Raw genomic sequence first — 26,037 nt, 5'->3', positions numbered from 1 at the left:
GCTTCACAGGCCCCTGCGCGGTCCGCACCTCACGGATCCCGAAGTCCATCGCACCCCTTGAGCTGGGGTGTTGCAACGACCACTAGAACCTAAGGCGTCGTACGCCCTCCCGGGCCCTTCTTCATGCTGTGCCGTGCCGCGTCGGGGGCTGATGCGCGCCCGCTACGCGTCGGTACGGTCCGTCGCGGACTAGGCGACCGTGCGACCGCCGCCGACCAGGCGGGGCAGGATACGGAAGCCGATGCCGCCCGCGATCATCGTCGCGGCGCCGATGACCAGGAAGGTCGTCTCGGCCGCACCGGTCTCGGCGAGCTCTTCCTTGCCCTTGCTCTGCTCGACCGGCTTGTTGCCGACGCTGTCGGTGTCCGTGTTGTCGGTGCACTCGGCGCCATCGAGGTCGACGGTGCAGCCGGCGTCGTCGCCACCGGTGGTGGAACCGCCGCCGGTCGCGGAACCGCCGCCGGCCGTCGAGCCGCCGTCGGTGGAGCCGCCGGAGGTGCTGGTGCCACCCTGGTCGCCGCCGCCGCTGTTGCCGGAGCCACCGTTGTTGCCGGAGCCGCCGTTGTTGCCCGAGCCACCGTTGTTGCCCGAGCCACCGTTGTTGCCGGAGCCGCCGTTGTTGCCCGAGCCACCCTCGACAGCACCTTCAACGCCGCCCTGGTCGCCACCCTCGACAGCACCCTCTACGCCGCCCTGGTCGCCACCCTCAACGGCACCCTCTACGCCGCCCTGGTCGCCACCCTCGACAGCACCCTCTACGCCGCCCTGGTCGCCACCCTCAACGGCACCTTCAACGCCGCCTTGGTCGCCACCCTCGACAGCACCTTCAACGCCGCCCTGGTCGCCACCCTCGACAGCACCCTCTACGCCGCCCTGGTCGCCACCCTCAACGGCACCTTCAACGCCGCCCTGGTCGCCACCGCCGACGTCGGCGCCGCCGATCGGGTCGTCGTCCAGCAGGCCCGTCTGGACCTCGACATCGGCGACGCCGGTGTCGACGCCGATACCGATCGCCTGCGCCGCGCCGGCCGCGGTCAGCGAGGCGCCCGCGGCGATAACCGCGCCGGCGGCGATCCGCGCGACGCGAATACGCGTCTTCTTCGTCATGTGTTGCTACCCCCAGTAGCCGATCTCGTCATTGGAGCAGCCATATGCGGGTCGCGGCCCTGCGGGGAATCGCTCTCGGCAAGGCCACGTCGTGTCGTGGTCACCCCGCCAGCCCCCCGGTTCACACCCGTCCCAGACATACGCATGCTGCTCTAGCACCCTGGCCAGAGTTAAGGATTACGTCAAGGCCGTTCCGTGCACTAGGCACCGGTATGGGGGTTCTTGACGGCTATTCGGAAGCCGGACTGTGACGCATCGGGCACAGGTCCTCCGCAACGCGGGAAGGCCCGGACAGTCGCCTGTCCGGGCCCAACCTCCGTACCGCCGAGGCTACTTCTCGCTCTGCTTGCGCCAGCGGATGCCCGCTTCGACGAAGCCGTCGATCTCGCCGTTGAAGACCGCTTCGGGGTTGCCCATCTCGAACTCCGTACGCAGGTCCTTGACCATCTGGTACGGGTGGAGGACGTACGAACGCATCTGGTTGCCCCAGGAGTTGCCGCCGTCGCCCTTGAGCGCGTTCATCTTCGCCTGCTCCTCCTGGCGGCGGCGCTCAAGAAGCTTCGCCTGGAGGACGTTCATCGCGGACGCCTTGTTCTGGATCTGCGAGCGCTCGTTCTGGCAGGAGACGACGATGCCGGTGGGCAGGTGGGTCAGACGGACCGCGGAGTCCGTGGTGTTGACGCCCTGTCCGCCGGGACCCGAGGAGCGGTACACGTCCACGCGCAGCTCGGACTCGTCGATCTCGATGTGGTCGGTCTGCTCGACGACCGGGAGCACCTCGACGCCCGCGAAGGACGTCTGGCGGCGGCCCTGGTTGTCGAAGGGCGAGATGCGGACCAGGCGGTGGGTGCCCTGCTCGACGGAGAGCGTGCCGTACGCGTACGGGACCTGGACGGCGAAGGTGGTCGACTTGATGCCGGCCTCTTCCGCGTACGCGGTCTCGTAGACCTCGGTCTTGTAGTTGTGCCGCTCGGCCCAGCGGATGTACATGCGCTGGAGCTTCTCGGCGAAGTCGGCGGCGTCGACGCCGCCGGCCTCGGCCCGGATGGTCACCAGGGCCTCGCGCGCGTCGTACTCGCCGGAGAGGAGCGTGCGGACCTCCATCTCGTCCAGGGCTTTCTTCACCGACTCCAGCTCGGTCTCGGCCTCCGCCTGGGCGTCGGCGTCGGCCTCGTCCGCGGCGAGCTCGAAGAGGACTTCGAGGTCGTCGATGCGGCCGCGCAGGGTCTCGGCCTTGCGGACCTCGGCCTGGAGGTGGGAAAGCTTGCTGGTGATTTTCTGGGCCGCCTCCGGGTCGTCCCACAGGGACGGCGCCGCAGCCTGCTCCTCGAGCGCGGCGATGTCCGCCCTCAGCGCATCCAGGTCCAGGACGGCCTCGATCGACCCCATGGTCGAGGAGAGGGACTTCAGCTCTTCGGAAATATCGACGACTGCCACGGGTCCAGCGTAACGGCTGGGCGGATGAAGCTTGCCCTCGCCCGGAAACCGGATGCCGGTCCCGGACCGGGGCGAGGGTCCCCCCCGGCTCCGCCAGGGGGCTTCCGGCGTCTCCTAGGGGGTCGCCGGCGCCGAGTTCTCGCTGTCCTGGGGTGCCGGGCCCCCGTCGCCGTCGCCGCCGGCCAGCAGGCCGCCGACCACGACGGCCGCGCAGAGGGCGAGGGCGGCGACACCGAGGGTGATACGGCGCTTGCGGACGGCCGCCGCCTTGTTGCGGGCGGAGCCGGGCCGGGGCCTGCCCGGGGCGCGGGGGGCGCGGGCCGTCCCGAGGGGGCCGCCCGCCAGCTCGTCCGGGGCGGGGACGCGCATGCTCGTGTGGGTGTCCCGGTTGGAGTCGGGAGCGGAGCCGGGCACCAGCGGGACCGCGCCGCGGCGGCGGGGCTCCTCGGCGGCCGGGGTGTACTGCTGCTCGTCGTAGGCGGCGGGCTGCTGGTCGCTCTCCTCCGGGCCCGGCTCGTCCACCTCCAGCGGGGGTATCCCCGCCAGCAGGGGCAGCAGGTCGCGCAACCGTACGGCGAGCTCCGAGGCGCGCAGCCGGGAGGCGGGGGCCTTGGCCAGGCACTGGACCAGGAGCTGCCAGAGCTCCTCGGGGATGCCGGGGAGCGGGACGACGGTCTCGGTGACATGGCGGCGCAGGACCGCGCCGGGGTGGCCACCGCCGAAGGGTGTGAAGCCGGCGAGCAGCTCGTAGAGCACGGTCGCCAGGGCGTAGATGTCGACCGCGGCGCGCGGCGGGAGGCCCTCGACGATCTCGGGGGCCAGATAGTCCGGCGTACCGATGATCTTCGTGGCCTTGGTGCGGCGCGGGGTGTCGATCAGCTTGGCGACGCCGAAGTCGGTGAGCAGGGCCGGGTGGGCCCCGCCGGGGCCGAGCGGACCCTCCATGTCGAGCAGGATGTTCTCCGGCTTGACGTCCCGGTGGACCACGTGGGCCTTGTGCGCGGCGGCGAGCCCGTCGGCGACGTCCGCGATGATCGCGACGGCGGCCTCGGGCGCGAGGCGACGTTCGCGGTCGAGGCGGGTGCGCAGGTCGGTGCCGCGTACGAGGGTCATGACCAGGGCCAGGTCGTTGCCGTCCACGACGAGGTCCCGGACGGCGACCACGTGCGGGTGGACGAGTCCGAGCAGGGCTGTGCGCTCCTGCACGAAGCGGCCCACGAGCTCCTGGTCGGACGCGAGGTCCTCACGGAGCAGCTTGATGGCGACCGGGCCCTCGGGCCCTTCGCCCAGCCATACCGTGCCGGCGCTGCCGCGCCCCAGGATCTGGTGGGCCGTGTACCGGCTGCCGATATTCCGTGCCAAGACTGCTCCCTCAGCGGCTGGCGGTGGACCCCCGGTCGACAAAGTTACGCGGCGTTCGGGGTGTCACGTGCCCTGGATGGCACCGACCTTCACTTCTCCGGGCCAAATAGGCCCGGAGAAGTCGACAAAGGGACAGGGTTACGGGCCGGACCTCGCCTCGCCCGACCGATACGGGCCGGACCCCGCCCGACCGATACGGGCCGGACCCCGCCCGACCGTTGCGCGTCGGTGCGCCGCCCGACCGTTACGCGTCGGGCGCCACCCGGCAGTTTCGGGTCAGGCCCCGCCCGAGCTGCCCGTGCTGTCGCCGACCTTGGAGATCCAGTCGGTGACCGTGCCGATCGCGTCGCCGATCGCCTCCCAGTAGCCCTTGCCCTGGGCGACCCAGTCCTGGAGCGGGGTCAGCTCCCAGATGAGCCAGCCGGCGACGATCAGGAGCACCACGGTGAACAGGCAGCCCTTGAGGCAGCCGAGTCCGGGGATGCGCATCGGGTTGGCGCCGCGCTGCCTCGGCGGACGCGGCTCGCGCGGCGGGCGCGGGGCCGGCTGCTGGGGCTGCTGCGGCTGCGGGGGCGCGTACTGCTGCCGCTGCGGCTGCTGCGGCTGCTGGTAGCGCTGCGGCTGATGCTGCTGTTGCTGCTGTTGCTGCTGCTGGTGTTGCGGTGGGTACTGCTGGTGCTGCGGAGGCGGCTGGCGGCGCTGGGGCGGCTGCTGCTGATGGGGCTGCTGCGGCGGCTGCTGGCGCTGGGGGCGGCGGCGCAGCGGGTCCTGGCTCGGGTCGAGGTACTGGACCTGGGTCTGCTCGTTGCGGTCGCGGGCCGCCTGGAGCTGCGACTGCCAGGGGTGCGGCCCGTCCGGCTGCGGCGGCCCGTCGGGGCGCTGCGGCACGGGCGGCAGGACGGCGGTCGGGTCGGCGTGGCCGCCGCCGGGGCCCTGGCCGCCCGGGCCGCCGGTCTGCTGGAAGACGCTCGTGGGGGCGGCGGGGTCGTAGGAGCCCGCGTTGCTCGGCAGCACCTGCGTGGGGTCGGCCGCGCCCGGGGTGTCCGGGACCGCGGTGGGCGCCGGGTCGGGGGCGAGCAGGGCGCCCACCCCGTCGGCGGCGGCGATCTGGGCGGAGTTCGCGTGGACGCCGATGCCCGAGGCGACCGTACGCAGACCGCGGGCCAGGTTCTCGGCGCTGGGCCGCCGGTCCGGGTCCTTGCTCAGGCAGCGCTCTATGACCGTCCACAGCGGGGCCGGGACGTTGGAGGGGCGGCGGGGCTCCTCGCTGAGGTGCCGGTGCAGGACTTCGAGGGCGGTGCCCCCGGCGAACGGCGGGCGGCCGGTGACCAGCTCGTACAGCAGGATGCCCGCGCCGTAGATGTCGACGGCGGAGGTCTGCGGGCGGCCCTCGGCGGACTCCGGCGCCACGTAGGCGGGTGTGCCGACGAACTCGTGGGTCCGGGTCAGGCCCGGGGAGTCGGCCAGGCGCGCGATGCCGAAGTCGGTGAGCATCGGGTGCATCCGGCCGTCGCGCTCGTCGACCAGCACGTTGGCCGGCTTGAGGTCGCGGTGGACGACGCCGTCGGCGTGGCTGGCGGCGAGCGCGTCCGCGATCTGCGCGGTGAGCAGGGAAGCGGCGACCGGGGTGAGCGGGCCGTTCTCGCGGAGGTAGCGGTGCAGGTCGGGGCCGTCGATCAGGTCCATCACCAGGGCGAGGAGATCGCCCTCGACGACGAGGTCCCGGGTGCGCACGATGTTGGGGTGCGTGAGCCGCAGCAGGACGGAGCGCTCCCGCAGGAACCGCATCACGACGTCGGCGTCGTTGGCCAGCTCCTCCTTGAGGACCTTGATGGCCACGGTCTCGCCGGGCTGACCCGCGACGGCTGCCTCGGCGCCCGCGGTCTCCCGCTGGCGGGCTCGCCAGACGGTGCCCGTGGCGCCGCGTCCGAGCGGCTCCTCGAGCAGGTACTTGCTGCCTACCGGCCGCACGTCATGCGCTCCCTGCTGATCGTGGTGCTTGCGGTCCCCCAGGGGTCTTGTTCGCTCCCTGGGCCAGTCCGAATGTTCCGGCCCACTGTAGTGCCGCCGAACGGGGCACCGGGGGCTCACGTTTCGGGGGAAGACGCGCGGACCGGGTGGAAGGTTGCCGCACGGCTGATCACAGGCCGGTCAGGCGTTCGGTCAGGGGAGCGGATTTCCGTCCGGCATCCGGCGGGCAACCGCCGGGAAACCCGTCCCAGCGGCGGGATCCGGACGCAAGCAGGCACTTTTGCGCCCACAGCCGACCATTCAAGATCATTTAAAGGTGACCGCCGGGCGTGTTGTCAGTGGCAGGTGCGAGGATGCCTCCAGCACGGATCTGCGAGGTCGGAGTCTCGCGGTACGTGACGACCTGTACGGACGACGTGTCCGTGCCGGGTGGGGGGAATCACAGGGCGTTTCCCCTGCCGGGCACCCCCGCGCAGAAGGGACCGCTGACGGCGATGCAGATCCGGCTGACCGTCCTCGCGCCGCGCAGCGGCCAGACCCCGGCGCGCACCTGCGACGTGCTCGTCACCGCACCCGCCGGGACGGCGCTGGCCGCCGTCGCCTCCCACCTGGCCTCCGCCGTGGCGGGGCCCGAGAGCTCCCAGGGCGGCGGAGCGATCGTGTTCTTCGCCGGACGGGAGCGGCTGGACGGGCACCGCGTCGCGCTGGGCGAACCGCCCCTGGTGGACGGCGCGGTCCTCTCGCTCCAGGTCCCCGGCGACGACGAGGCGACGGACGACCCCGTTCCGGCCCAGCTCCACGTGGTGGCGGGCCCTGACGCGGGCGGCGTCCACCTGCTGCACGGCGGGCAGATCCGGATCGGCCGCTCCGCCGACGCGGACGTCCCGCTCGACGACCCGGACGTCTCCCGGCTGCACTGCGCGGTGACGGTCTCCGACGACGGCCGGGTCTCGGTCGCCGACCTCGGTTCGACGAACGGCACCTCCCTGGACGGCGTCGAGGTGCGTGAGCGGCCGGTCCGCCTCGCCCCCGGCGCGCTGCTGCGGCTCGGCGAGTCCGCCCTCCGCCTCACGGCGGGCTCCCGTCCGGCGACGCTGCCGACCGCCCCGGACGGCGAGGGGCACCTGCGGGTGGCCCGCGCCGAGACGGGGTCTCCCGCCCCGGACCACAGCACCGGCGCGCCGCTCTCCGCGCACACCCCCGACCACGGCGGCCCGGGCCACGGCTACGGCGCACCGGCCTCCCCGTTCCCCGCTCCCGCCGGTCCACCGGCGTCCTCCTGGCCCCACGGCGGCTCCGGAGCCCCGGGCTCCTCCCTCGAAGAGGCCTCCTGGCCCGAGCACGCCGACGCCGGGCCGGGCGCGTACCCGGGACATGGCACCCATGCCCGTGGCGAGGAGTTCGCCGACACCCCGGCGCCCCGGCGCGGCATAGGAGCGTGGGCGAGGCGGCTCAAGGGCGGCGCGAGGGGCGAGCAGGCGGGCCCGGAGACCGGCGCCGGGCGGCGGGGCGAGGCCTACGGCTCCCCGGACGGTCAGGGCGGCCCGGGTGGCCCGACGGCGCCCGGATCATCGGCGTACGGATCATCGGCGCCCGGACCCGGCGCGTACGGCTCCACGGCGGGGCCCCACGACTTCCCGGGCGGCTCCCACGATCCGTCCGGCGGGCCGTCGGGGGCCGGGCACCTCGCCTCCCCGACCTCCCCCGGCTCCCCGTTCTCCGCGCTGCCCACCGCCCCCGAGGGCACCTGGCCGGATCCGGCGACCGTGCTGCTGACCGCGCTGGGTCCCGGGCCCCGGCTCTGGGAGCGGCATCCGGAGCACCCGGAGGCGCTGGTGGTGCGGCTCGGCACGACCGACCGGGCCGAGGTGCCCGCCGTGCCGGTGACCGTGGGGCTGCGCGAGGCCGGTTCGCTGGGGCTCGCCGGTCCGCGTGCCCGGCTGGCGGGGCTGGCCCGCGCGACGGTGGCGCAGCTCGCCGCACTGCACTCCCCGTTCGACCTGGAGATCGTCCTCATCAGCACGGACCGCTCCCGCCCGCTGGAGGAGCGGCGGCGCGAGTGGTCCTGGCTGGGGTGGCTGCCGCATCTGCGCCCGACGCACGGGCAGGACTGCCGGCTGCTCCTCGCGTACGACCGTGAGCAGGCGGCCGCCCGTACGGCCGAGCTGGTGCGCCGCCTCGACGAGGGCCCCCTCGGTCCCGGCTGGCCGCATCTGGACCGGGCCTCGGTGGCCGAGGCCGCCCGCGCCCACACGGGTCCGCACACGGTGGTCGTCCTGGACGGCGACCCCGGTACGGCGATGCTGCGCGAGACCACGGCGCGGCTGGCCGGGGCGGGCGCGGCGGCCGGGATCCATCTGATCTGCCTGGCCGAGACCCCGGCCGCCTCCCCCATCTCCCCGGTGTCCGCGACGTACGAGGCCGCCTGCCGGGCGTCCATCGCCTTCCGGGAGTGCGGGGCGGTCGCGATGCTCAGCGGGGACGTCGCCACGGCGTTGCGCCTGTTGCGCACGGCGGGCGGGCAGGCCGCGGGGCACGGGACGGTGGCCGCCGTGGACGCGGTGTCGGCGGCCTGGGCCGAGCGGTTCGGGCGGGCCCTGGCGCCCCTGCGTGAGGAGGGCTCGGCCGCGCTGGCCGGCCGTCCGACGACCGCGGCGTTGCCGCCGTCCGCCCGGCTGCTGGACGAGCTGGGCCTGGCCCGGGCGACGCCGGCCTCGCTGATGGCCCGCTGGGCGTCCACGGCGGAGGCCCAGCCCGGCGCCTCGGCGCCCCGGGGCACGGCGGCCCCCGCGCCCCGCCAGGAGCTGGACAGCCCCAACTCCGGGCGCACCCTCAGCGCGGGCCCGCGCGTCGGCCCGCAGCGCACCGCGGCCTCCTCCGCCCACCGCGACTCCGGCCGCACGCCGTACCCGGCCGCGGGCGCCCCCGACCCGGACCGCACCCCGTACCCACCGCTGGACGCCCGCGACTCCGGGCGCACGCCGTATCCGCCGCTGGATTCCCGGGACTCGGAGCGCACGCCCTATCTCGGCGGCCGACGCTCCGGGCCGGGGCAGGGCTCCGGGGAACGGAGCGACGGGGGCGCGCCCGGGCCCGCCGCCCACACCGGCCGGCCGGTCCTCGTGCTCGGGGCGGGCCCCCGGGGGCCCCTCAGCGTCGATCTCGCCGACGAGGGGCCGCATCTGCTGATCGAGGGGCCGCCGGGCAGCGGCCGCACCGAGCTGCTCCGGGCCGTCGCCGCCTCGCTCGCCTCCGCCGCCCGGCCCGACCGGCTCGGCATCCTGCTCGTCGACGGCTCCGGCGGCGAGCGGGGGGAGCGCTGCGAAGGGCTGCTCCCCTGTACGGAGCTGCCGCATGTGTTCACCCACCTCGTGGCGTGCGACCCGGTCCGGATGCGGGAGTTCGCGCAGGCCCTGGGCGGCGAGCTGAAGCGGCGCGCCGAGCTGCTCGGCGACCTGGACTTCGCCGCCTGGCACGAGCGGCACGCCCAGCAGGAGGGCCCGCCGCGCATCGTGGGCCAGCGTCCGCCGAGCGGCGCCGAGCGGCAGGGCGATCTGGACTCCCCGGCCAGCGGCACCCTGCGGCTACGCCCCACCGCCCGGCCGGGGGACCCGGGCCCGTCGCCGCTGCCCCGCCTCGTCGTCCTCGCCGACGACTTCGACGCGCTGGTCGCCCCGTCGCTCGGCAGTCCCGGCAGGCCGGCCGCCGGTTCGGTGGTGCGGGCGCTGGAGGCCGTGGCCCGGGACGGGGGGCGGCTCGGGGTGCATCTGGTCGCCACCTCCGCGCGCCCGGACCGCACGGAGGACACCGAGCTGGCCCGTGGCGCCCGGCTGCGCATCGTGCTGGACGCCCCGGTGCTGCCGCCGTCCCCGGACGAGCCGGCCCCCGGCCGGGGCAGGCTGGGGCATCCGGACGGCCGGGTGACGCCGTTCCAGGGGGGCCGGGTCACCGGTCGCATCCCGCGTACGGCGACGCTGCGGCCCACCGTCGTCCCGCTGGAGTGGGAGCGGATGGGCGATCCGCCGACCCGGCGCCCGGTCCGGGAGCTGGGCAACGGGCCGACCGACCTGGCGCTGCTCGCCAGCGCGTTGGAGCGCGCGGCCCGTTCGGTGAACGCGGAGCGGCTGCCGGCGCTGGTGCCGTTCCCGGCCTGACGCGTCCTCCGGCGCGGCCACCGTCCCGGCCCGCCCCCGCCCTCCGACCCGGCCACCTTTTCGACACGCTCCTCCCCCTGCCCCGGCAGGCTTCCGACATGCCCTGACATGACGTCACGAGGCGATCACGATCAGCCTGTTGGGGCGTCCGGCGGTATTGCGGGGCCCGTGCGCCCGGCGTAGGACTGTGCGCACGGACGACGTGGTCCGGGCATGCGGACATGGCCGGACGCGTACAGCAGAGACGGGGCAGGAATGCGCACAACCTTCTCGATACGCAGGGCCGCGGTCGTGTTCACGGCGGTCGGCGCTCTGGCGCTCACCGCCTGCGGAGGCGACGGTGACGGCAAGAAGAAGACGGACGACGGCTCCGGCAAGGGCACGGACAGCGCGTCCACGGTGAAGCTGCCGAAGCTGGACGGGGAGGACATCTCCGTCGCCGCGGTCTGGACCGGGCCCGAGCAAGAGAACTTCACCAAGGTGCTGGACGAGTTCGAGAAGCGTACGGGCGCGAGCGTCACGTTCGTCCCGGCGCAGGACCCCATCATCAACTTCCTGGGCACCAAGATCGCGGGCAAGCAGCCGCCGGACGTCGCGATGATCCCGCAGGTCGGCGCGATCCAGCAGGCGGCCGCGAAGAAGTGGGCCAAGCCGGTCGGCCCCGAGGCGCGGGCGCAGCTCGGCCAGAACTTCGCGAAGGTCTGGCAGGACCTCGGCGCGGTGGACGGCACCCAGTACGGCGTGTATTTCAAGGCCGCCAACAAGTCCCTGATCTGGTACAACGCCGCCGCGTTCGACAACGCGGGGGCGAGCGAGCCGAAGACCTGGAAGGACTTCCTGACGACCGCGGAGACCATTTCCGCCTCCGGCGTCACGCCGGTCTCGGTGGGCGGCGCGGACGGCTGGACCCTGACCGACTGGTTCGAGAACGTCTACCTCTCCCAGGCGGGGCCGGAGAAGTACGACCAGCTGGCGAAGCACGAGATCCCGTGGACCGACCCGTCCGTCAAGGAAGCGCTGACCACGCTGGCCGGGCTGTGGGGGAAGCCGGAGCTGATCGCGGGCGGCGCGGACGGGGCGCTCCAGACGGAGTTCCCGGCCTCGGTGACCCAGACGTTCACCGGGGGCGACCAGCCCAAGGGCGCGATGGTCTTCGAGGGCGACTTCGTCTCCATCAACATCGCGCAGACCGAGGCGAAGATCGGCACGGACGCCAAGGTCTTCCCGTTCCCGGCGGTCGGCGCGGACTCCCCCGTGGTGACCGGCGGCGACGCGGCGGTGGCGCTGAAGGACACCAAGGGCGCGCAGGCGCTGCTGACCTGGCTGGCGTCCTCCGACGCGGCGAAGATCTGGGCCGAGGCGGGCGGGTTCATCTCCCCGAACAAGGGCCTGGACCTGAAGGCGTACCCGAACGACGTGCAGCGCACGATGGCCCAGGCGCTGATCGACGCCGGTGACGACGTGCGGTTCGACATGTCCGACCAGGCCCCGCAGTCGTTCGGCGGGACGCCCGGGAAGGGCGAGTGGAAGATCCTCCAGGACTTCCTGAAGAACCCGAAGGACATCGCGGGGACCCAGAAACAGCTGGAGTCCGAAGCGGTCAAGGCGTACAAGAGCTGACGCCGTGACGACAGCGACCGCGGGGGGCGCCGGGTCGGCGCCCCCCGCCGACAACACGCATCCCCGTCCCTCCCCGCCCCCGGATCCGAAGAGCCCCCGCCGGAGCGTGACCGGTACCCGCAGGGTCATCGCGGCGGCGTTCCTGCTGCCCGCGCTGGTGCTGCTCGGCGCGCTGGTGCTCTATCCGATCGGGTACTCGGTCTACCGGTCGTTCTTCGACCAGGCCGGTACGGGCTTCGCCGGGTTCGACAACTACAAGGCGCTGTTCACCGACGCCACCATCGTCACGGCGGTGAAGAACAACGCGATCTGGGTGGTCTTCGCCCCGACGGTCGCCACCGCGCTCGGGCTGATCTTCGCGGTGCTGACCGAGCGGATCCGCTGGGGCACCGCGTTCAAGCTGATCGTCTTCATGCCGATGGCGATCTCGATGCTGGCGGCCGGCATCATCTTCCGGCTGGTGTACGACCAGGCTCCCGAGCGGGGTGTGGCCAACGCGGTGGCGGTGGGCGTCCACGACACGTTCAACCAGTCCTCCGTCTTCCCGAAGGCGCGCCCGCTGCCCGTGCACCCGTTGGAGAAGGGTGACGGCGGGGCGTTCGTGTCCAAGGAGCCGGTCCGGGCGGGCCAGCCGCTGCGGGTGCCGCTGATCGGTGTGGCTCCGGCGAAGATGCCGGGCGACGCGCGGCCGGCGGAGGGCGCCCCGGCGGCCTCCGGGGACAGGATCTCCGGGACCGCCTGGCTGGACTTCACCCGGGGCGGCGGCGGGAAGCCGAATGTCGTCGACCCGAAGGAGCTGGGGCTGAAGGGCCTGAAGGTCGAGGCGGTGAAGGACGGGAAGGTCGTGGCCACGGCCACGGCCGGAGCGGACGGCGTGTTCACCCTGCCCGCCTCGGCGGACGGGGCCCAACTGCGCCTGCCCGCCGACAACTTCCGCGAGCCGTACAACGGCGTCGACTGGCTCGGACCGTCCCTCGTGACGCCCGGGATCATCGGCAGCTACGTATGGATGTGGGCCGGGTTCGCGATGGTGCTGATCGCGGCGGGCCTGGCCGGTCTGCCGCGTGAGCTCCTGGAGGCGGCCCGGGTGGACGGCGCCAACGAGTGGCAGGTGTTCCGCCGGATCACGGTGCCGATGCTGGCGCCGGTGCTGGCGGTGGTCCTGGTGACACTGATGATCAACGTGCTGAAGGTCTTCGACCTGGTGTTCATCATCGCGCCGGGCTCCTCGCAGGACGACGCGAACGTGCTGGCGCTCCAGCTGTACAGGTCCTCGTTCGGCACGGACGCGGACCTGGGGATCGGGAGCGCGATCGCGGTGCTCCTGCTGCTGCTGGTGATCCCGGTGATGCTGTTCAACATCCGCCGGATCCGGAAGGAGGGACGCCGATGACGGGCCACGCCCGCCCCGTGCCGCCTCCCGGCTGGGGGTCCGGGGGTCGTCCCCCGGGAGAACGCAGCAACATCCGCCGGATCCGGAAGGAGGGACGCCGATGAGCAGCGCACCAGAAGTGAACACCGCGCGTATCGGCCGCCAGAAGGCGGTTTCCCGGCAGGCCGGCGCCCCCGAAGCGCCCAAGGCCAAGCAGTCCCTCGGCGCCCGGATCGCCGCTCGCGCCGGCGGCGGGGTGATGCGGGTCTTCCTGATCCTGGTCGCCCTGTTCTGGCTGATGCCCACGATCGGCCTGCTGCTGTCATCGCTGCGCGGGCCGCAGGACATCGCGGCGACCGGCTGGTGGAAGGTCTTCACCGCCCCGTCGGAGATGACCTTCGACAACTACCAGCGGCTGCTGGACAATTCGACGATCACCGGCTCGCTCGTGAGCACGATCATGATCACCGTGCCCTCCACGGTGCTGGTGGTGGTGATCGGCTCGCTGGCCGGATACGCCTTCGCGTGGATGGAGTTCCCCGGCCGCGACTGGTGGTTCCTGCTGGTCGTCGGGTTGCTGGTGGTGCCGGTGCAGGTCGCGCTGATCCCGGTCTCCGAACTCTTCGGCACCATCGGGATCTTCGAGACGACGCTCGGTGTGGTGCTGTTCCACACGGCGTTCGGCCTGCCGTTCGCGATCTTCCTGCTGCGGAACTTCTTCGCGGAGATCCCCCGCGAGCTGCTGGAGGCCGCCCGGCTCGACGGGGCGGGCGAGATCCGGCTCTTCGTCCGGGTCGTGATGCCGCTGGGCGGTCCGGCGATCGCCTCGCTCGGGATCTTCCAGTTCCTGTGGGTGTGGAACGACATGCTGGTCGCGCTGATCTTCGCGGACTCCGAGTCGCCGCCGATCACCGTGGCGCTCCAGCAGCAGGTACGCCAGTTCGGCAACAACATCGACGTACTGGCGCCCGGCGCGTTCGTGTCGATGGTGATCCCGCTGGTGGTGTTCTTCGCCTTCCAGCGACAGTTCGTGACCGGAGTGATGGCGGGCTCGGTCAAGTAGCCCTCGCCACAAGGCCGTACACCCTCGAAGGCGTACGGCTGTACGTCAACCCGAAGCGGCCCGGTTCCCCGGAACCGGGCCGCTTCGCCGTCTCCGTCCCCCGATTGCCGCGTCCGGCGTAACCCTGTCATTCCATCCGACGTTTGCGGTCTGCCTGGTTCCCGCGAACGATCGACCCATGGATGTGTAGTGCCCCGGTTCTCCGTCATCGTGCCCGCATTCCGGGTCCAGGCGTATCTGCACGCGTGTCTGGATTCCGTGCTGGCCCAGTCCTTCAAGGACTACGAGATCGTCGTGGTCGACGACTGCTCCCCCGACGCCTGTGGGCCGATCGCCGACGACTACGCCAGCCGGGACCCCCGTGTCACCGCACTGCACCTCCCCCGCAACACCGGCCTGGGACCGGCCCGCAACGCCGGGATGGGCCGGGCGGGCGGCGACTACCTGATCTTCCTCGACGGTGACGACACCCTGCTGCCGGACGCGCTCCAGACCATCGCCGACCGGATCGACACGACCGGCGAGCCCGACGTCCTGATGTACGACTACGCCCGCACGTACTGGACGGGCCGCAGCGTGCGCAACGTCCTGGCCGCCCATCTCGACGAGGGCGGGCCCGACCGCTTCCGGCTCACCGACCGCCCCGAGCTGCTGCAGCTCCTCATGGTCGTCTGGAACAAGGCGTACCGCCGCGCGTTCATCGAGGCCGAGGGGTTCACCTTCCCGCCCGGCTACTACGAGGACACCCCCTGGACCTACCCGGTGCTGATGTCGGCCGGGTCGATCGCGGTGCTGGACGCGGTCTGCGTCTCCTACCGGCAGCGGCGGCGCGGCAACATCCTCTCCACCACCAGCGAGAAGCACTTCGACGTCTTCGACCAGTACGACCGGGTCTTCGCGTTCATCGACTCGCGCCCCGAACTCGCCCTGTGGCGGGCGGTGATGTTCCGCCGGATGCTGGACCACTTCTCGGCGCTGTTCGCCTCCCGGGACCGGCTGCCGCTCCACAGCCGCGCCGCGTTCTTCCGCCGGGCGGCCGCGTCCTGCCGCCGCTACCGCACCCCCGGCGCCCCGGTCCCCCGTCGCGCTCTGCTGCGGCACGGCCTGTTGCGGCTCGGCGCGCGGCGCACCTATCAAGCGCTGTCGGGGGCCCAGCGCCTGGGCGGCCGGCTGCGCCGGGGGGTGGCGGCCGTGCGCCGGGCGGTGCGGGGCGCTGCGCTGCGGGCGCACTACCGGATCCAGTTGCGGCTGCCGCTGCGCTCCCGGGACGCGGTGTTCGCCGCCCGGGGCGGCGGCGGGTACACGGGCAGCCCGGCGGCGATCGAGGCGAAGGTCCGCGAACTGGTCCCGGGGGTGCGGACGGCCTGGATCTGCCGGCCCGTCGACGCCCACACCGTGCCGACCGGCACCCGGCACCTCGCGCCCGGCACCTTCGCCCACCGGACGGCGCTGGCCCGCTCCGCGTACCTGGTGAACGACTCCGCCTTCGACCGGGGGCTGGTCAAGCGCCGGGGCCAGATCCTGCTCCAGACGCACGAGGGCACGCCGCTGCGGACCGTGGGCACCGATCTGCTGGACCGGCCCGCCGCCGCCCGGGGCACCGATTTCGAGCAGCTGCTGCGCTCGGTGGACACCTGGGACTTCTCCCTCTCGGCGAACCCGCACTCCACCCTCGTACGGGAGAGGGCCTATCCGTCCGCGTACACGACGCTGGAGTACGGATCGCCGCGCAACGACGTGTACCACCGCACCGGTCCGGCCGACGTGGCGCGGCTGCGCGAGACGCTGGGGATCCCGGCGGGCAGCACGGCGCTGCTGTACGCCCCGACGCACCGCGACTACCGGCGTGTCCAGCGGCCCGCCCTGGACCTGGAGCGGCTGGTCCGGGTCCTGGGCCCGCAGTTCGTGGTGCTGGCCCGGGCGCCGCGCCCCGCGGGCCCCGGCGGCCACCGGGCGCCGCATCCCCGGATCATCGACGTCAGCGGGCACCGGTCCGTGGAGACACTGGCGCTCGCGTCGGACGCGCTGATCACCGACTACGCGTCGCTGATGTTCGACTACGTCAACCTGGACCGCCCGGTGGTGCTGCACCTCGCCGACATCGAGGCGTACGAGGCGGCCCGGGGCACGTACTTCGACATCACGACGTTCCCGCCCGGCATCGTGGCCCGGGGCCAGGACGAGCTGTTCGACATCTTCGCGACGGACCACTGGCGGGGTTCCCGCTCGGCGGAGCTGCGGGCCGCGTTCCGGGCCCGGTTCTGTCCGTACGACGACGGCCACGCCGCCGAGCGGGTGGTGCGGCGGGTCTTCCTCGGGGAGACGGACGGGCTGCCGCTGCCGATGCCGTCCGCCGCGCGCCGGACGCCCGCGGCCCTTCCGGCGCAGGACGGGGCCGGGGCGGGCGTCATGGGCTGACCCGGCCGGTCGCTCAACGCGTGCTCCGCACCTGCTCAGCGCGTGCTCAGCGCGTGCTCAGCGTTCCAGGAACGCGAACAGCTCCTCCCAGCGGCGCAGGTTCTCCGGCTCGGAGAACCGCTGGACGCCGGACCGGGCCCGTGCGCCCATCGCGTCGCGCAGCCGGGGGTTGCCGGTGAGCCGCAGCAGCCTGTCGGCGAGGGCGGCGACGTCCCCGGCGGGGGCCAGCAGCCCGTCCTCGCCGTCGCGGACGATCTCCCGCACCCCCGGCGCGCAGTCGAAGGCGGCGCAGGGCACACCGCTCGCCATCGCCTCCAGCAGGGCCAGCGGGAAGCCTTCGCCCCGGGAGGACTGGACGAAGACGGAGGACTCGGCGAGGGCCCGCTCCACGTCGTCGGTGCGGCCCATCCACTCCACACAGCCGTCGAGGCCGAGGCTGGTGCACTGCTCCTTCAGCGCGGCCTCGTCCTCGCCGGCCCCGTAGACGCGCAGCCGCCAGTCGGGGCGGGCGGGGGCGACCAGGGCCCAGGTGTCCAGGAGCAGGTCGATGCCCTTCTGGTCGCTGAGCCGGCCGATGCTGGCGACGGTCCGCGCGGTGCGCGGGGAGGGCACGGCGGGGAGGCGGGAGAGGGCGTTGGGCAGGAAGCCGACGTTGTTCATGCCGTCCCCGGCCCACTGGTCGGCGTCCTCCTCGGTGAGGACGAGCCAGTGGTCGAGGTCCTTGTAGTGGTTCTTGATCCACCGGTAGCGGTGGCTCGCGCGGGAGTAGCCGTAGGACTCGTGGCTCATCCCGATGACCCGCAGCCCGGTGGTGTCGGCCTCTCCGACCCATTCCATCGCCCAGACCTGGGTGACGATGACGACCGCGCCGGGGCGAGCGGTCGCGAAGATCTCCGAGAGCCGGGCGACCGCCTGCTTCTTGGCGGCGACCCGGGCCGCCTCCCTGCGCCGGGAGGGGAGGCGGAAGCGGTCGCGGACGCCGTGGGGCGTCCAGGGGGTCGGGGGGTGGGCGGGGTAGAGGGCGGTGACGGGGTGGGCAGGCTCCGCGGGCAGCGCCATCTTGAGGTCGGACGCGTGGATGCCGATGGTGTGGACGCGGTGGCCCTGGCCGGAGAGGAGGCGGGCGGTCTGGTGCATCCAGCCGGTGACGCCGCCGAGTTCGTCGGTGCTGTTGGAGACGATGAAGACGTCGCGGCTCATCGGCCGGCCCCCCGGTCGTGGTCGATGGTGTGGCGGGCGCCCCGGGAGCCCCGGGAAGCTCCGTGGCCGAAGACGGCGGCGACGGTCCTGCGGGCCGCGTCGCCCCGGTCGTAGGGCCCGAACCGCTGGGTGAACGCCCTGCGTCGGTCGGCGTACCGGGTGTCGGACTTCTTCAGCTCCGCGAGGGTCGCGAACAGCTCGTCCTGCGTCGCGGTCACCGGCCCGGGGGCGTGCTCCCGCAGGTCGAAGTAGCTGCCGCGCTCGGCCGCGTACGCCTCCAGGTCGGGGGCGAACAGCACGACGGGCCGGTCGAGGAGGGCGAAGTCGAACATGATGGAGGAGTAGTCGGTGATCAACACGTCGGTGAGGGCCAGGAGTTCGCTGACGTCGTGGTGGCGCGAGACGTCGACGACGGTCCCGGGCGGACAGACCGGCAGCCGGGCGGACTCCAGGTAGTGGGCCCGTACGAGCAGGGTGTGGGTGTCGCCGAACCGCTCCGCGAACTCCCGTACGTCCAGGCGGAGTCGGGCCCTGCGCTGCTTTCCGGGGCCGCCCCGGAACGTGGGGGCGTACAGCACGGTCTTCTTGTGGTCGTCCAGCCCGAGCGCCCCGGCGAGCGGCGGGCGCGGCAGCCGTCCCTCGGTCTCGGCCCGGTCGCGCTCCGCGATCAGGGCGTCATTGCGCGGGTAGCCGGTGCGCAGGAGCCGTTCCTCGGGCAGCCGGTAGGCGCGGGCGAGGGTGTTCACGTCGTGCTCGGAGCGGACGAGGAAGTGGTCGAAGCGGTCCACGGCCTGCTGGAGCCGTTCGCGCTGGGTGGCGTTCTGGAGCCGTACGCGGGTCTCGTCGAAGCCCATCCGCTTGTACGCGGAGCCGTGCCAGGTCTGGAGGTACGTGGTGTGCCGGGGCTTGCGCAGCTGCTGCGGGAAGCCCTGGTTGTCGACCCAGTACTCGGCGCGGGCCAGCGCCCACAGGTAGCGCCAGGACCAGCGGCGCACGAGGCGCGCGCCGTCCGGGAAGCCGGCCGGGGAGGGGTCGTAGGACCAGGTGGCACGCAGTTTCAGGCCCTGGCGGCGGATCTCCTCGTACAGGGCGCGCGGACTGTCGCCGTAGCAGGTGCCCATGTGGCTTTCAAGGACGACGGAGCCGCGGCGGACGGGGAGCCGGGTGAGCCAGGTGTTGTAGACGGGGACCTTGAAGCCCCGGGAGCGGTAGCGGTCCAGGCGCTTGCGCAGCGACCGGGCGAGGAGCTTCGCCTTGCGGGCGGGCCGGAAGCGGGTGGCGTAGCGGACCAGGCGGCGGGTGGTGCGGGCCGGGCGGCGGCGGGCGGTCAGCCGGAGCGCGAAGTGGTCCTTGAGCGTGATGTAGGGCTCCCAGGTGTCCCCGGCGAGCCGCCCGAGCCGGGGCCTGGCGGCGAACCGGAGGGCCTCTTCCACCTGGTCCTGCGGGGCGAACAGGTCGCTGACGGAACGGGGCCCGTCGGGGCCCCCCGCGGTCACGGTCAGCCGCGCGTCCCACGCCGTGTCGCGGGCGCCGACGGGGCGCAGGCGGCGCGCGACGTCGGCCCGCGCGCGCCAGCTGATCCCGTTGCCGTCGTGCCTGATCTCCTCGACCGGGAACGCGACGGCGCGCGCCCCTCCCCGGGCCCGGAACTCCAGGGTCGCGCCGAGGGGGGCCTCGGGGCCGGGCCCGCCGTGGCCGGGCAGCACGAGGCGGCCTTCCAGCAGCAGGCGGCCCCGGTCGGCGGTGGCGCGGGTGAGCCGGTTCATCAGCCGCGCGTCGCCGAACGTGCGGTACTGGTGGCCGAGTTCGGTGACGTCGACGCCCGGCCCTTCCGCGTCGCCGCCGCCCCAGGTCACCCGGCCGTCCGCGCCCGTCGTCAGCGGCGCGCACACGGTGGCGGGCCTGCTCAGCGCGTACGCCGCGGTGAGGACCCCTTCGGCGTCGCCCCGGGCCAGCAGGCGCACGGCGACCCGCTCCAGCGGCGGCAGGCCCGGCAGGCCGTCCCGGAAGGAGCCGGTCAGCGCACGGGCGGCGGCCGCGGCGACCCGGTCGCGGCGGGCGGCGGGCAGGCGGGGGAAGGACCGGGCGAGCGGCACCAGGTGGTCGCGGGCGAACGCCTTCTCCCGTTCCTCGCGCAGCTCGGACAGCCCGCGCGCGAGAAGGGTGTTGGCGACCCGGCGGTGCGCCTCGACCAGGGCGGCGAGGTCACGGGCCCGGTCGGGGACGGCCCGGCCGGTCACGATCAGCCGGCGGACCAGGGCGATCCGGCCGACCGCGGCGGCGGCGAGCGGGCCGAAGAGGATCTCGCCGTGCGTCAGGTCCTCCTCGTACCGCAGCCCGTGCCGCCTGGCGGCCTCGCGGCGCAGACAGAATCCGGTCACCAGGGCGTCCCTGACGACGAGTTCGGGGGCGTCGGTGAAGCGGGCGAGGGTGCGGGAGCGGGCGTACAGCTCACCCTGCCAGGACGGCTCCCGTTCTTTGCCGCTCTCGTCCGCGACCCGGCTCCAGCGGCCGGCGATCAGGTCGGCGCGGCTGGTCTCGCCCGCCTGCCAGAGGTTGCGGCAGGCGTGGAGCTGGAGGCGTTCGCCGGTGGCGAGGACCAGGACGTACCGGCCGCCCGCCGCGTCCAGGCCCGCGTTGCGCAGGGCTCCGGTGGTGCGGGCGGCCGGGTCGGCGTGGAGGAGGCGGACCCGCCCCGGGGCCCGGTCGGCCAGGGCCCGGGCGGCGGTCCGGACGGCCGGGGCGGCGGTGGAGGCGAGGACCACGACGGCCTCGGCTCCGCGCAGCGACTGGCCGAGCACGGACTCCACGGAGGCGCGCAGGGCGTCGGCGCCTCCGGGGCCCTCGCTGTCCCCGCCGCCGGTGACCACACAGCTGAAGTCGCTCATGCCTGCTCCCCCTTGAGCATCCGGTCGACGACCCCGGCGGCGGCGGTCCCGTCGTCGAGGTCGCAGAACGCCTCCCGGAACCGCTCGTACGCCTCCCGGTGCCCGGCGGTCGCGGCTTCCGGGTCGCGCAGGGCGGCCACGATCCCGGCGGGGTCGGGGATCAGGGGGCCTGGGGCGCGCTGCTCGAAGTCGAAGCAGAAGCCGCGCAGGGTGTCGCGGTAGTGGGCCAGGTCGTGGGTGTGGAAGAGCATCGGGCGGCCGGTCTGCGCGAAGTCGAACATGATCGAGGAGTAGTCGGTGACCAGGACGTCGCTGATCAGCAGCAGTTCGGCGACGTCCGGGTGGCGGGAGACGTCCCGGACGAAGGGGGTGTCGGGGACGCTGCCACCGACGAGGTAGTGGCGGCGGACCAGCAGGACATGGTCCTCGCCGAGGCTCTCCCGGGCCCGTTCCAGGTCGAGTTGGAGGTCGAACCCGTGGCGCCCGCCCTGCCGTGGGCGGTCCTCGCGCCAGGTGGGGGCGTACAGGATCACGCGCCGCCCCTCGGGGAGCGCGAGCCGTTCGCGTACGGTGGCGGCGGTCTTGTCCCGGTCGGGGGCGTACAGCAGGTCGTTGCGCGGGTAGCCGCACTCCAGGACCTCGCCCAAGTAGCCGAAGGCGCGGCGCATCACGGGGGTGGAGAAGCTGTTCGGGGAGACGAGCACGCTCCACTGGGCGGACCGGTGTGCCATGGACGCCATGTACGCGGCGTCGGCGTGCGGGGTGCCCGCGAGGTCGCGGCCGATGCGCTTGAGCGGGGTGCCGTGCCAGGTCTGGACGACGCACTGGCCCTCGGCCCGCTCGAACCACTCGGGCAGGTGGGTGTTGGTGACGATCCACCGGCTGCGGGCCAGCGCCTCGTACCAGTCGGCGCTGTGCAGGGCGACGGGGCGGACGCCTTCGGGCACGGCCGCCTGCTGGTCGCGCACCACCCACAGGTGCTCGATGTCGCGTCTCCGGCCCGCGAGTTCGCGGTGGACGGCGCGGGGCGAGTCGGAGTACTGGCGGCCGTCGAAGCTGGAGTAGAGGACGGCGGGGCGCAGTTCGTCGACCGTGGCGGCGCGCAGTCCGGCGTACCGCTCGCGCTGGATCCGCTGCCCGTACGGGCCCCGCTCATCGACGGGGAGGGCGGAGGCCGACTCCAGGACGAGCCGGTCGTGGTGGCGCCGCTGGAGGGTGAAGTCCCTGCCGGTGATGTGCTGTTGCGTCGGGAGGGTGGGGTGCAGGGGGGTGCTCAGGCGGAGCGGTCGGTACGCTTCCGGGTCCCGCTCCCCCGGCTCGCGCAGAAAGAGCTGCCAGCGCCCCTCGGCGAGCGGCAGCGTCCCGCCGGGCCCCTCGACGGCGGCGGGCGCGATCACGGCCCGGAAGCCGTCGCCGTCTCCCCGCTCCAGACCGAGGACCACCTCCTCCCGGTGGCCGCTGTGCCGCAGGACGAGTTCCCGGAAGGCGCCCGTGGGTTCGGGGAAGGTCCCGTCGAGAATCAGGGCGCCCGACTCCTCCCGGACGGCGGAGGTGACGACGGGCTGGACGGGCCGGTCGGTGAGCACGAGGTCGCCCGAGGGGTTGGGGGCCGCGTACAGCTCACGGCCGTCGGGCAGTGCGTAGCGTCCGTCCTGCCCGTCGGTCCGGGCGGCCACCGTCAAGGGCGCGCCCTCTCCGACGAGTTGGACGCCCCAGATGTCGTCCTGTCCCCGGAAGGCGCTGAGCGGGATGTCCGCCGCCCGGGAACCGAGCGAGCCGCGCAGGGCGAACTCCCGCGTCTCCTTGGTGCGCCATTCGGTGAGCCGGAGGGCGACCGGCCCGGCGTCGCCGTGGATCTTCACCTCCAGGCGCACGCCGTCCTCGACCGCCGACTGCCCGGTCAGGACGGCCGCGACGCGTTCGGTGCGCAGCTCCAGCTTGTTGCCGGAGAGGACGGGGACGATACGGGTCCGCTCGTCGGTGTACGTCACGGCGGGCGGGGCCGGGGTGCCGACGAGCCGCATGGGGCCCCGGCGCGGCCGGCCCGCGCCGACGACGACGGCTTCCAGCTTCCACGTCGTGCGCCCGCCGCTCACCTTCCCGGCGAGTCTGCGCGGGTCGACGACGGCTGTGAACCCGGCGCGGTCGTAGCGGTGCAGGGAACGGCCGGAGCGGGCGGTGGCCTCGTCGCCCGGGACCGGGCGGGTCCGCAGGGGGATCAGCCGCTTCCCGGAGCGCAGCCAGCCGAGCCGGACCGGGCCGCCCGGGGCGTTCCGTACGTAGGCGTGGCCGGTCAGGTGCAGCAGCCCGTCCCGCCAGACGGCCTCGGTGAGGTGGGCGTGGACGGGCAGGTCGGCGGAGGTCAGTGCGGTCGTGGCGGGCGGCAGGGGGTCGCGGACGGCGGGGTGGTGGGCGCGGGGGCGGAGGAGTCCGGTGACGTGGAAGGTGTCCCGGTCCTTCTTCTCGTCGGCGAGGAGGGCGAGGAGTTCGGGGAGCCGGCGTTCGCGGATGAGCTGCCACTTGACCCGCAGATGCAGGGGCAGTGAGGCGAGGACGCCGGGCTCGACGGTGGCGGCGAACGCGCCCGCGTGCTCCAGGAACGCCTCGTGGAACTCCGCGTCGCCGCCCCCGAGCGCCTCGATGAACAGCCACAGGTCCCCGGAGAGCGCGTGGGCGTCGTAGCGGCGCTTGGCCCCGGCCAGGTCGGGCCGGGCGGCGAGGAAGCGGCTGACGGTGGTGACGGCGGTGACCCGGTCGCGGATGCCCCGGGGCACGGCCCGCCGGGTGGTGATCGAGCCGTCGCGGTCGCGCCAGTGGTAGACGGGCTCCTCGACGACGTCGACGGAGCGGGCCAGGAAGTGGGCGGGCAGGACGACGGCGATGTCCTCGTACAGCACCCCGGTGGGGAAGGCGAAGGCGTGCTCGTCCCAGAAGGTGCGCCGGAAGACCTTGTTGCAGGCGATGCGGTCGCCCAGCAGGATCCAGTCCCGGGTGATGTGGGTGGCCCGCCGGGCCTTCTCCATCGGCTTGCGGAACATCGGGGACTGTTCCAGGTCCCCGCCGGCCCGCAGCCGGAGCACGTTGCCGGTGGCGAAGTCGGAACCGGAGCGGTCGAGTTCGGCCAGCATCCGGGCGTACGCGCCGGGCGGCACGACGTCGTCGCTGTCGACGAACGTCAGGAACTCCGCCCCGGAATGAGCTTCACGGATCCCGGTGTTGCGGGCCGCGCCGAGCCCGGCGTTCTCCTGCCGGATCAGCCGGAAACGGGGGTCGCGGTCAGCGAACTCCTGCGCGAGGGCGGGGCCGTTGTCCGTGGAGCCGTCGTCGACGAGGACGACCTCCAGATCCGGCATGGTCTGCTCGGCGAGCGAGGACAGGCAGGCACCGAGGTACTCCTCGACGTTGTAGAGGGGGACGACGACGGTGAGACGGGGTGCCATCGCGGCGCACGATCCTTCCGGGCGGACGACATCAGGGGCAATGAGCGTCGGGGGACTTGGGCTTCGGGGCGTGGGGCCCGTCGGGGGCCATGGGGTACAACCCGCGCCGGAAGGACGGGTCACCCGAGGGGGTCCGTTCGGGTGACGCGGAGGGCGGAGTCACGCACCCCGGGGGCGTGCCGGGAGCACGTTCGAGCCCCGTACCGGAAGGGCACGGGGCTCGGTGCTCGGCGCTGCCGTGAAGGTTCGCGTCAGGGCTTCACGGCGATCCGGCCCTCGTCCATTCGCAGCAGCAGAAGCCGCTCACCGGTCTTGTCGAGGAATTCGTCGACCGCCTGCCGCGATCCCTGCCAGTAGCCGTAGTCGTCGATGAGGAGCACCCCGCCGGGGGCCAACCGGGAGTACAGGTGCTCCAGTTCGTGCTTGGTGGAGGCGTACCAGTCGGTGTCCAGGCGCAGGATGGAGATCTGCTCGGGGGCCTGCGCGGGGACGGTGTCCTCGACCCGCCCCTGGACGTAGTGGACGTGCTCCTTCGGGTACGGGACGTTGTCGAAGCCCGCCTTGACGTCCTCCAGCGAGGCGACCGCCCAGATCGGCCGGTCCTTGCCCTGGGCGTCCAGCAGTTCCTGGGCGGGCCGCCCGTCGCGCCGCAGATCCTCGGCGGTGGGCGGGGTCATGCCCTCGTACGTGTCGAAGAGGTACAGGTCGCGCTCGCTCTCGCCGACGGAGAGCAGGGTCCGGGCGCAGGCCTGCATGGAGCCGCCGCGCCAGACGCCGCACTCGACGATGTCACCGGGGATGTTGTGCCGGGCGATGTAGCGGGTGGCGAGGATGAAGGCGTTGAGCCGCTCCGGCGAGGTCATCGAGTACGGCTTGACCGCACGGATGATGTCCTGCGCCTCCTCGTCGTAGTCGGCCGGGAACCCGGGCGCGGGCTTCTTCGCCTTGGGCTCGGGAGCCGTTACGGGGGCGGGTGCGGCGGCCGGAGCCGGTGCGGGGGCGGTACGGGCGGCGGGCACCGTGACGCGCCTGAGCTGGTATCCGGTGAGCTGCTGAAGGACGCCGTTGACGGCGTTGCGCCAAGCCATGCCCCGGGACAGTACGCGCGGTTTGCGCCGCATGTCATCTTTCGTCAACCTGCCATTGATCGGGACGGGTCCTGGTCGAGTGAGGGCTCCTGCGCGGGCACGGTCCCGGGGCGTCCGCACGCCTCACGGCCGTCCAGCGGCCGGGGCAGCGGTACGCCGTCCACGCCGCCGACCCGGTTCGCCCACCACACCGCCAGCTCCCGTACGGCGAACATGGTCAGGCGCGGGTAGCGGGCCGGCTTGCGGAAGACGCCGACGGAGTCGCCCCAGTAGGCGGCCTTCTTGTCGATGGCCCGGTAGTCGTGCCAGATGCCCTTGCGCGGCGGGAAGTCGGTGTAGGCCTCGCGCAGTTCGAGCCGGGAGTGGGCGGCGAGCGCGCGGAACCCGTCGGGGTAGTACCGCCAGCAGTCCTGCGCGTCGTGGACGTGGCCGCGCGAGGGTGCGGTGATGAACGCGTGTCCGCCCGGCTTCAGGATCCGGGCGATCTCCAGCATCGACGCCCAGAAGAACGGGATGTGCTCGAACGCCTGCCCGGACAGCACGACATCGGCGCTGTTGGAGCGGGCGGGGATGCGGTACGGCTTCTTCATCACCGCGTCGACGTTGGGGCCGTCCTGCACGTCGACCCCGAAGTAGTCGATGGGGTGGTCGGCGAGGAGCGCCCGGTGGGTACGGGTCTGCTTGCCGGAGACGCGCGACCCGAGGTCGACGACGCGGTAGGCCCCGGTGCCGGACGCGGCCCCTTCGGCAGGCCCTTCGACGGGCAGGTACTCCTTGATGCAGAGTTCCATCTGCTCGTAGGCGGACCGGTGCATGGGCGTCTCCCAACATGACGGGGTGAGCGGGCTGTTGGGCACAACGACCGCGCGGCGCGGAGGAATCGGCGCGGGTGGGCCGCCGTGGGCCATTCGGGTGGC

14 protein-coding genes are annotated in these 26,037 nt (G+C 73.5%); 5 read left to right on the top strand and 9 right to left on the bottom strand.

What is annotated here, in order from left to right; genetic code table 11:
- Nucleotides 1-189: 189 nt before the first annotated feature.
- From ACIQRW_RS36705 to ACIQRW_RS36690, 4 genes are all read right to left on the bottom strand, one after another.
- Nucleotides 190-1,107 carry an LPXTG cell wall anchor domain-containing protein gene (locus tag ACIQRW_RS36705; RefSeq protein WP_403769257.1) on the bottom strand — a complete coding sequence of 306 codons (918 nt, stop codon included), beginning with the start codon at nt 1,105-1,107 and terminating at the stop codon, nt 190-192.
- Nucleotides 1,108-1,437: 330 nt separating this feature from the next.
- Complete coding sequence (prfB, locus tag ACIQRW_RS36700; protein WP_073741249.1) at nt 1,438-2,544, bottom strand: peptide chain release factor 2; 1,107 nt, start codon at nt 2,542-2,544, stop codon at nt 1,438-1,440.
- Nucleotides 2,545-2,658: 114 nt separating this feature from the next.
- Nucleotides 2,659-3,906, bottom strand: coding sequence for a serine/threonine-protein kinase (locus ACIQRW_RS36695; RefSeq protein WP_403769253.1), 1,248 nt, complete (start codon nt 3,904-3,906; stop codon nt 2,659-2,661).
- Between the two features lie 276 nt (nt 3,907-4,182).
- On the bottom strand, nt 4,183-5,877 hold the full coding sequence (locus tag ACIQRW_RS36690; protein ID WP_403769250.1) for a serine/threonine-protein kinase: 1,695 nt from the start codon (nt 5,875-5,877) through the stop codon (nt 4,183-4,185).
- 494 nt (nt 5,878-6,371) lie between these two features.
- Here ACIQRW_RS36690 and ACIQRW_RS36685 point away from each other — a divergent pair, with 494 nt between their 5' ends.
- From ACIQRW_RS36685 to ACIQRW_RS36665, 5 genes are all read left to right on the top strand, one after another.
- Nucleotides 6,372-10,031, top strand: coding sequence for an FHA domain-containing protein (locus ACIQRW_RS36685; protein ID WP_403769266.1), 3,660 nt, complete (start codon nt 6,372-6,374; stop codon nt 10,029-10,031).
- A 255-nt stretch (nt 10,032-10,286) separates the two neighbouring features.
- Complete coding sequence (locus ACIQRW_RS36680) at nt 10,287-11,651, top strand: ABC transporter substrate-binding protein (RefSeq protein WP_403769247.1); 1,365 nt, start codon at nt 10,287-10,289, stop codon at nt 11,649-11,651.
- Between the two features lie 106 nt (nt 11,652-11,757).
- The gene (locus ACIQRW_RS36675; RefSeq protein WP_403769244.1) at nt 11,758-13,044 is read left to right on the top strand and encodes a carbohydrate ABC transporter permease; all 1,287 of its coding nucleotides are present in this window, start codon (nt 11,758-11,760) and stop codon (nt 13,042-13,044) included.
- A 100-nt stretch (nt 13,045-13,144) separates the two neighbouring features.
- Nucleotides 13,145-14,086 (top strand): carbohydrate ABC transporter permease, encoded by a 942-nt coding sequence (locus ACIQRW_RS36670; protein ID WP_403769241.1) that lies wholly within the window; start codon nt 13,145-13,147, stop codon nt 14,084-14,086.
- A gap of 189 nt (nt 14,087-14,275) precedes the next feature.
- Nucleotides 14,276-16,504, top strand: coding sequence for a CDP-glycerol glycerophosphotransferase family protein (locus ACIQRW_RS36665; protein ID WP_403769238.1), 2,229 nt, complete (start codon nt 14,276-14,278; stop codon nt 16,502-16,504).
- Nucleotides 16,505-16,561: 57 nt separating this feature from the next.
- On the opposite strand, the gene ACIQRW_RS36660 is transcribed toward ACIQRW_RS36665, so the two are convergent.
- From ACIQRW_RS36660 to ACIQRW_RS36640, 5 genes are all read right to left on the bottom strand, one after another.
- On the bottom strand, nt 16,562-17,704 hold the full coding sequence (locus tag ACIQRW_RS36660) for a glycosyltransferase (protein ID WP_403769235.1): 1,143 nt from the start codon (nt 17,702-17,704) through the stop codon (nt 16,562-16,564).
- The gene (locus ACIQRW_RS36655; protein ID WP_403769232.1) at nt 17,701-20,592 is read right to left on the bottom strand and encodes a CDP-glycerol glycerophosphotransferase family protein; all 2,892 of its coding nucleotides are present in this window, start codon (nt 20,590-20,592) and stop codon (nt 17,701-17,703) included. Before ACIQRW_RS36655 ends, ACIQRW_RS36660 begins: the two co-directional genes overlap by 4 nt.
- Complete coding sequence (locus tag ACIQRW_RS36650) at nt 20,589-24,032, bottom strand: CDP-glycerol glycerophosphotransferase family protein (protein ID WP_403769229.1); 3,444 nt, start codon at nt 24,030-24,032, stop codon at nt 20,589-20,591. Before ACIQRW_RS36650 ends, ACIQRW_RS36655 begins: the two co-directional genes overlap by 4 nt.
- A gap of 251 nt (nt 24,033-24,283) precedes the next feature.
- A complete protein-coding gene (locus tag ACIQRW_RS36645; protein WP_403769226.1) occupies nt 24,284-25,153 on the bottom strand; it encodes a TylF/MycF/NovP-related O-methyltransferase in 870 nt (289 codons plus the stop codon).
- A gap of 11 nt (nt 25,154-25,164) precedes the next feature.
- Entirely contained in the window at nt 25,165-25,935 is a 771-nt protein-coding gene (locus ACIQRW_RS36640; RefSeq protein ID WP_403769223.1) for a methyltransferase domain-containing protein, read from the bottom strand.
- Between the last annotated feature and the right edge of the window lie 102 nt (nt 25,936-26,037).

It is taken from the genome of Streptomyces sp. NPDC091287 (genome assembly GCF_044768525.1).
Lineage (GTDB): Bacteria > Actinomycetota > Actinomycetes > Streptomycetales > Streptomycetaceae > Streptomyces.
The sequence above is the reverse complement of the archived record's forward strand: the minus strand, read 5'-3'. Positions and strand labels throughout refer to the sequence as shown.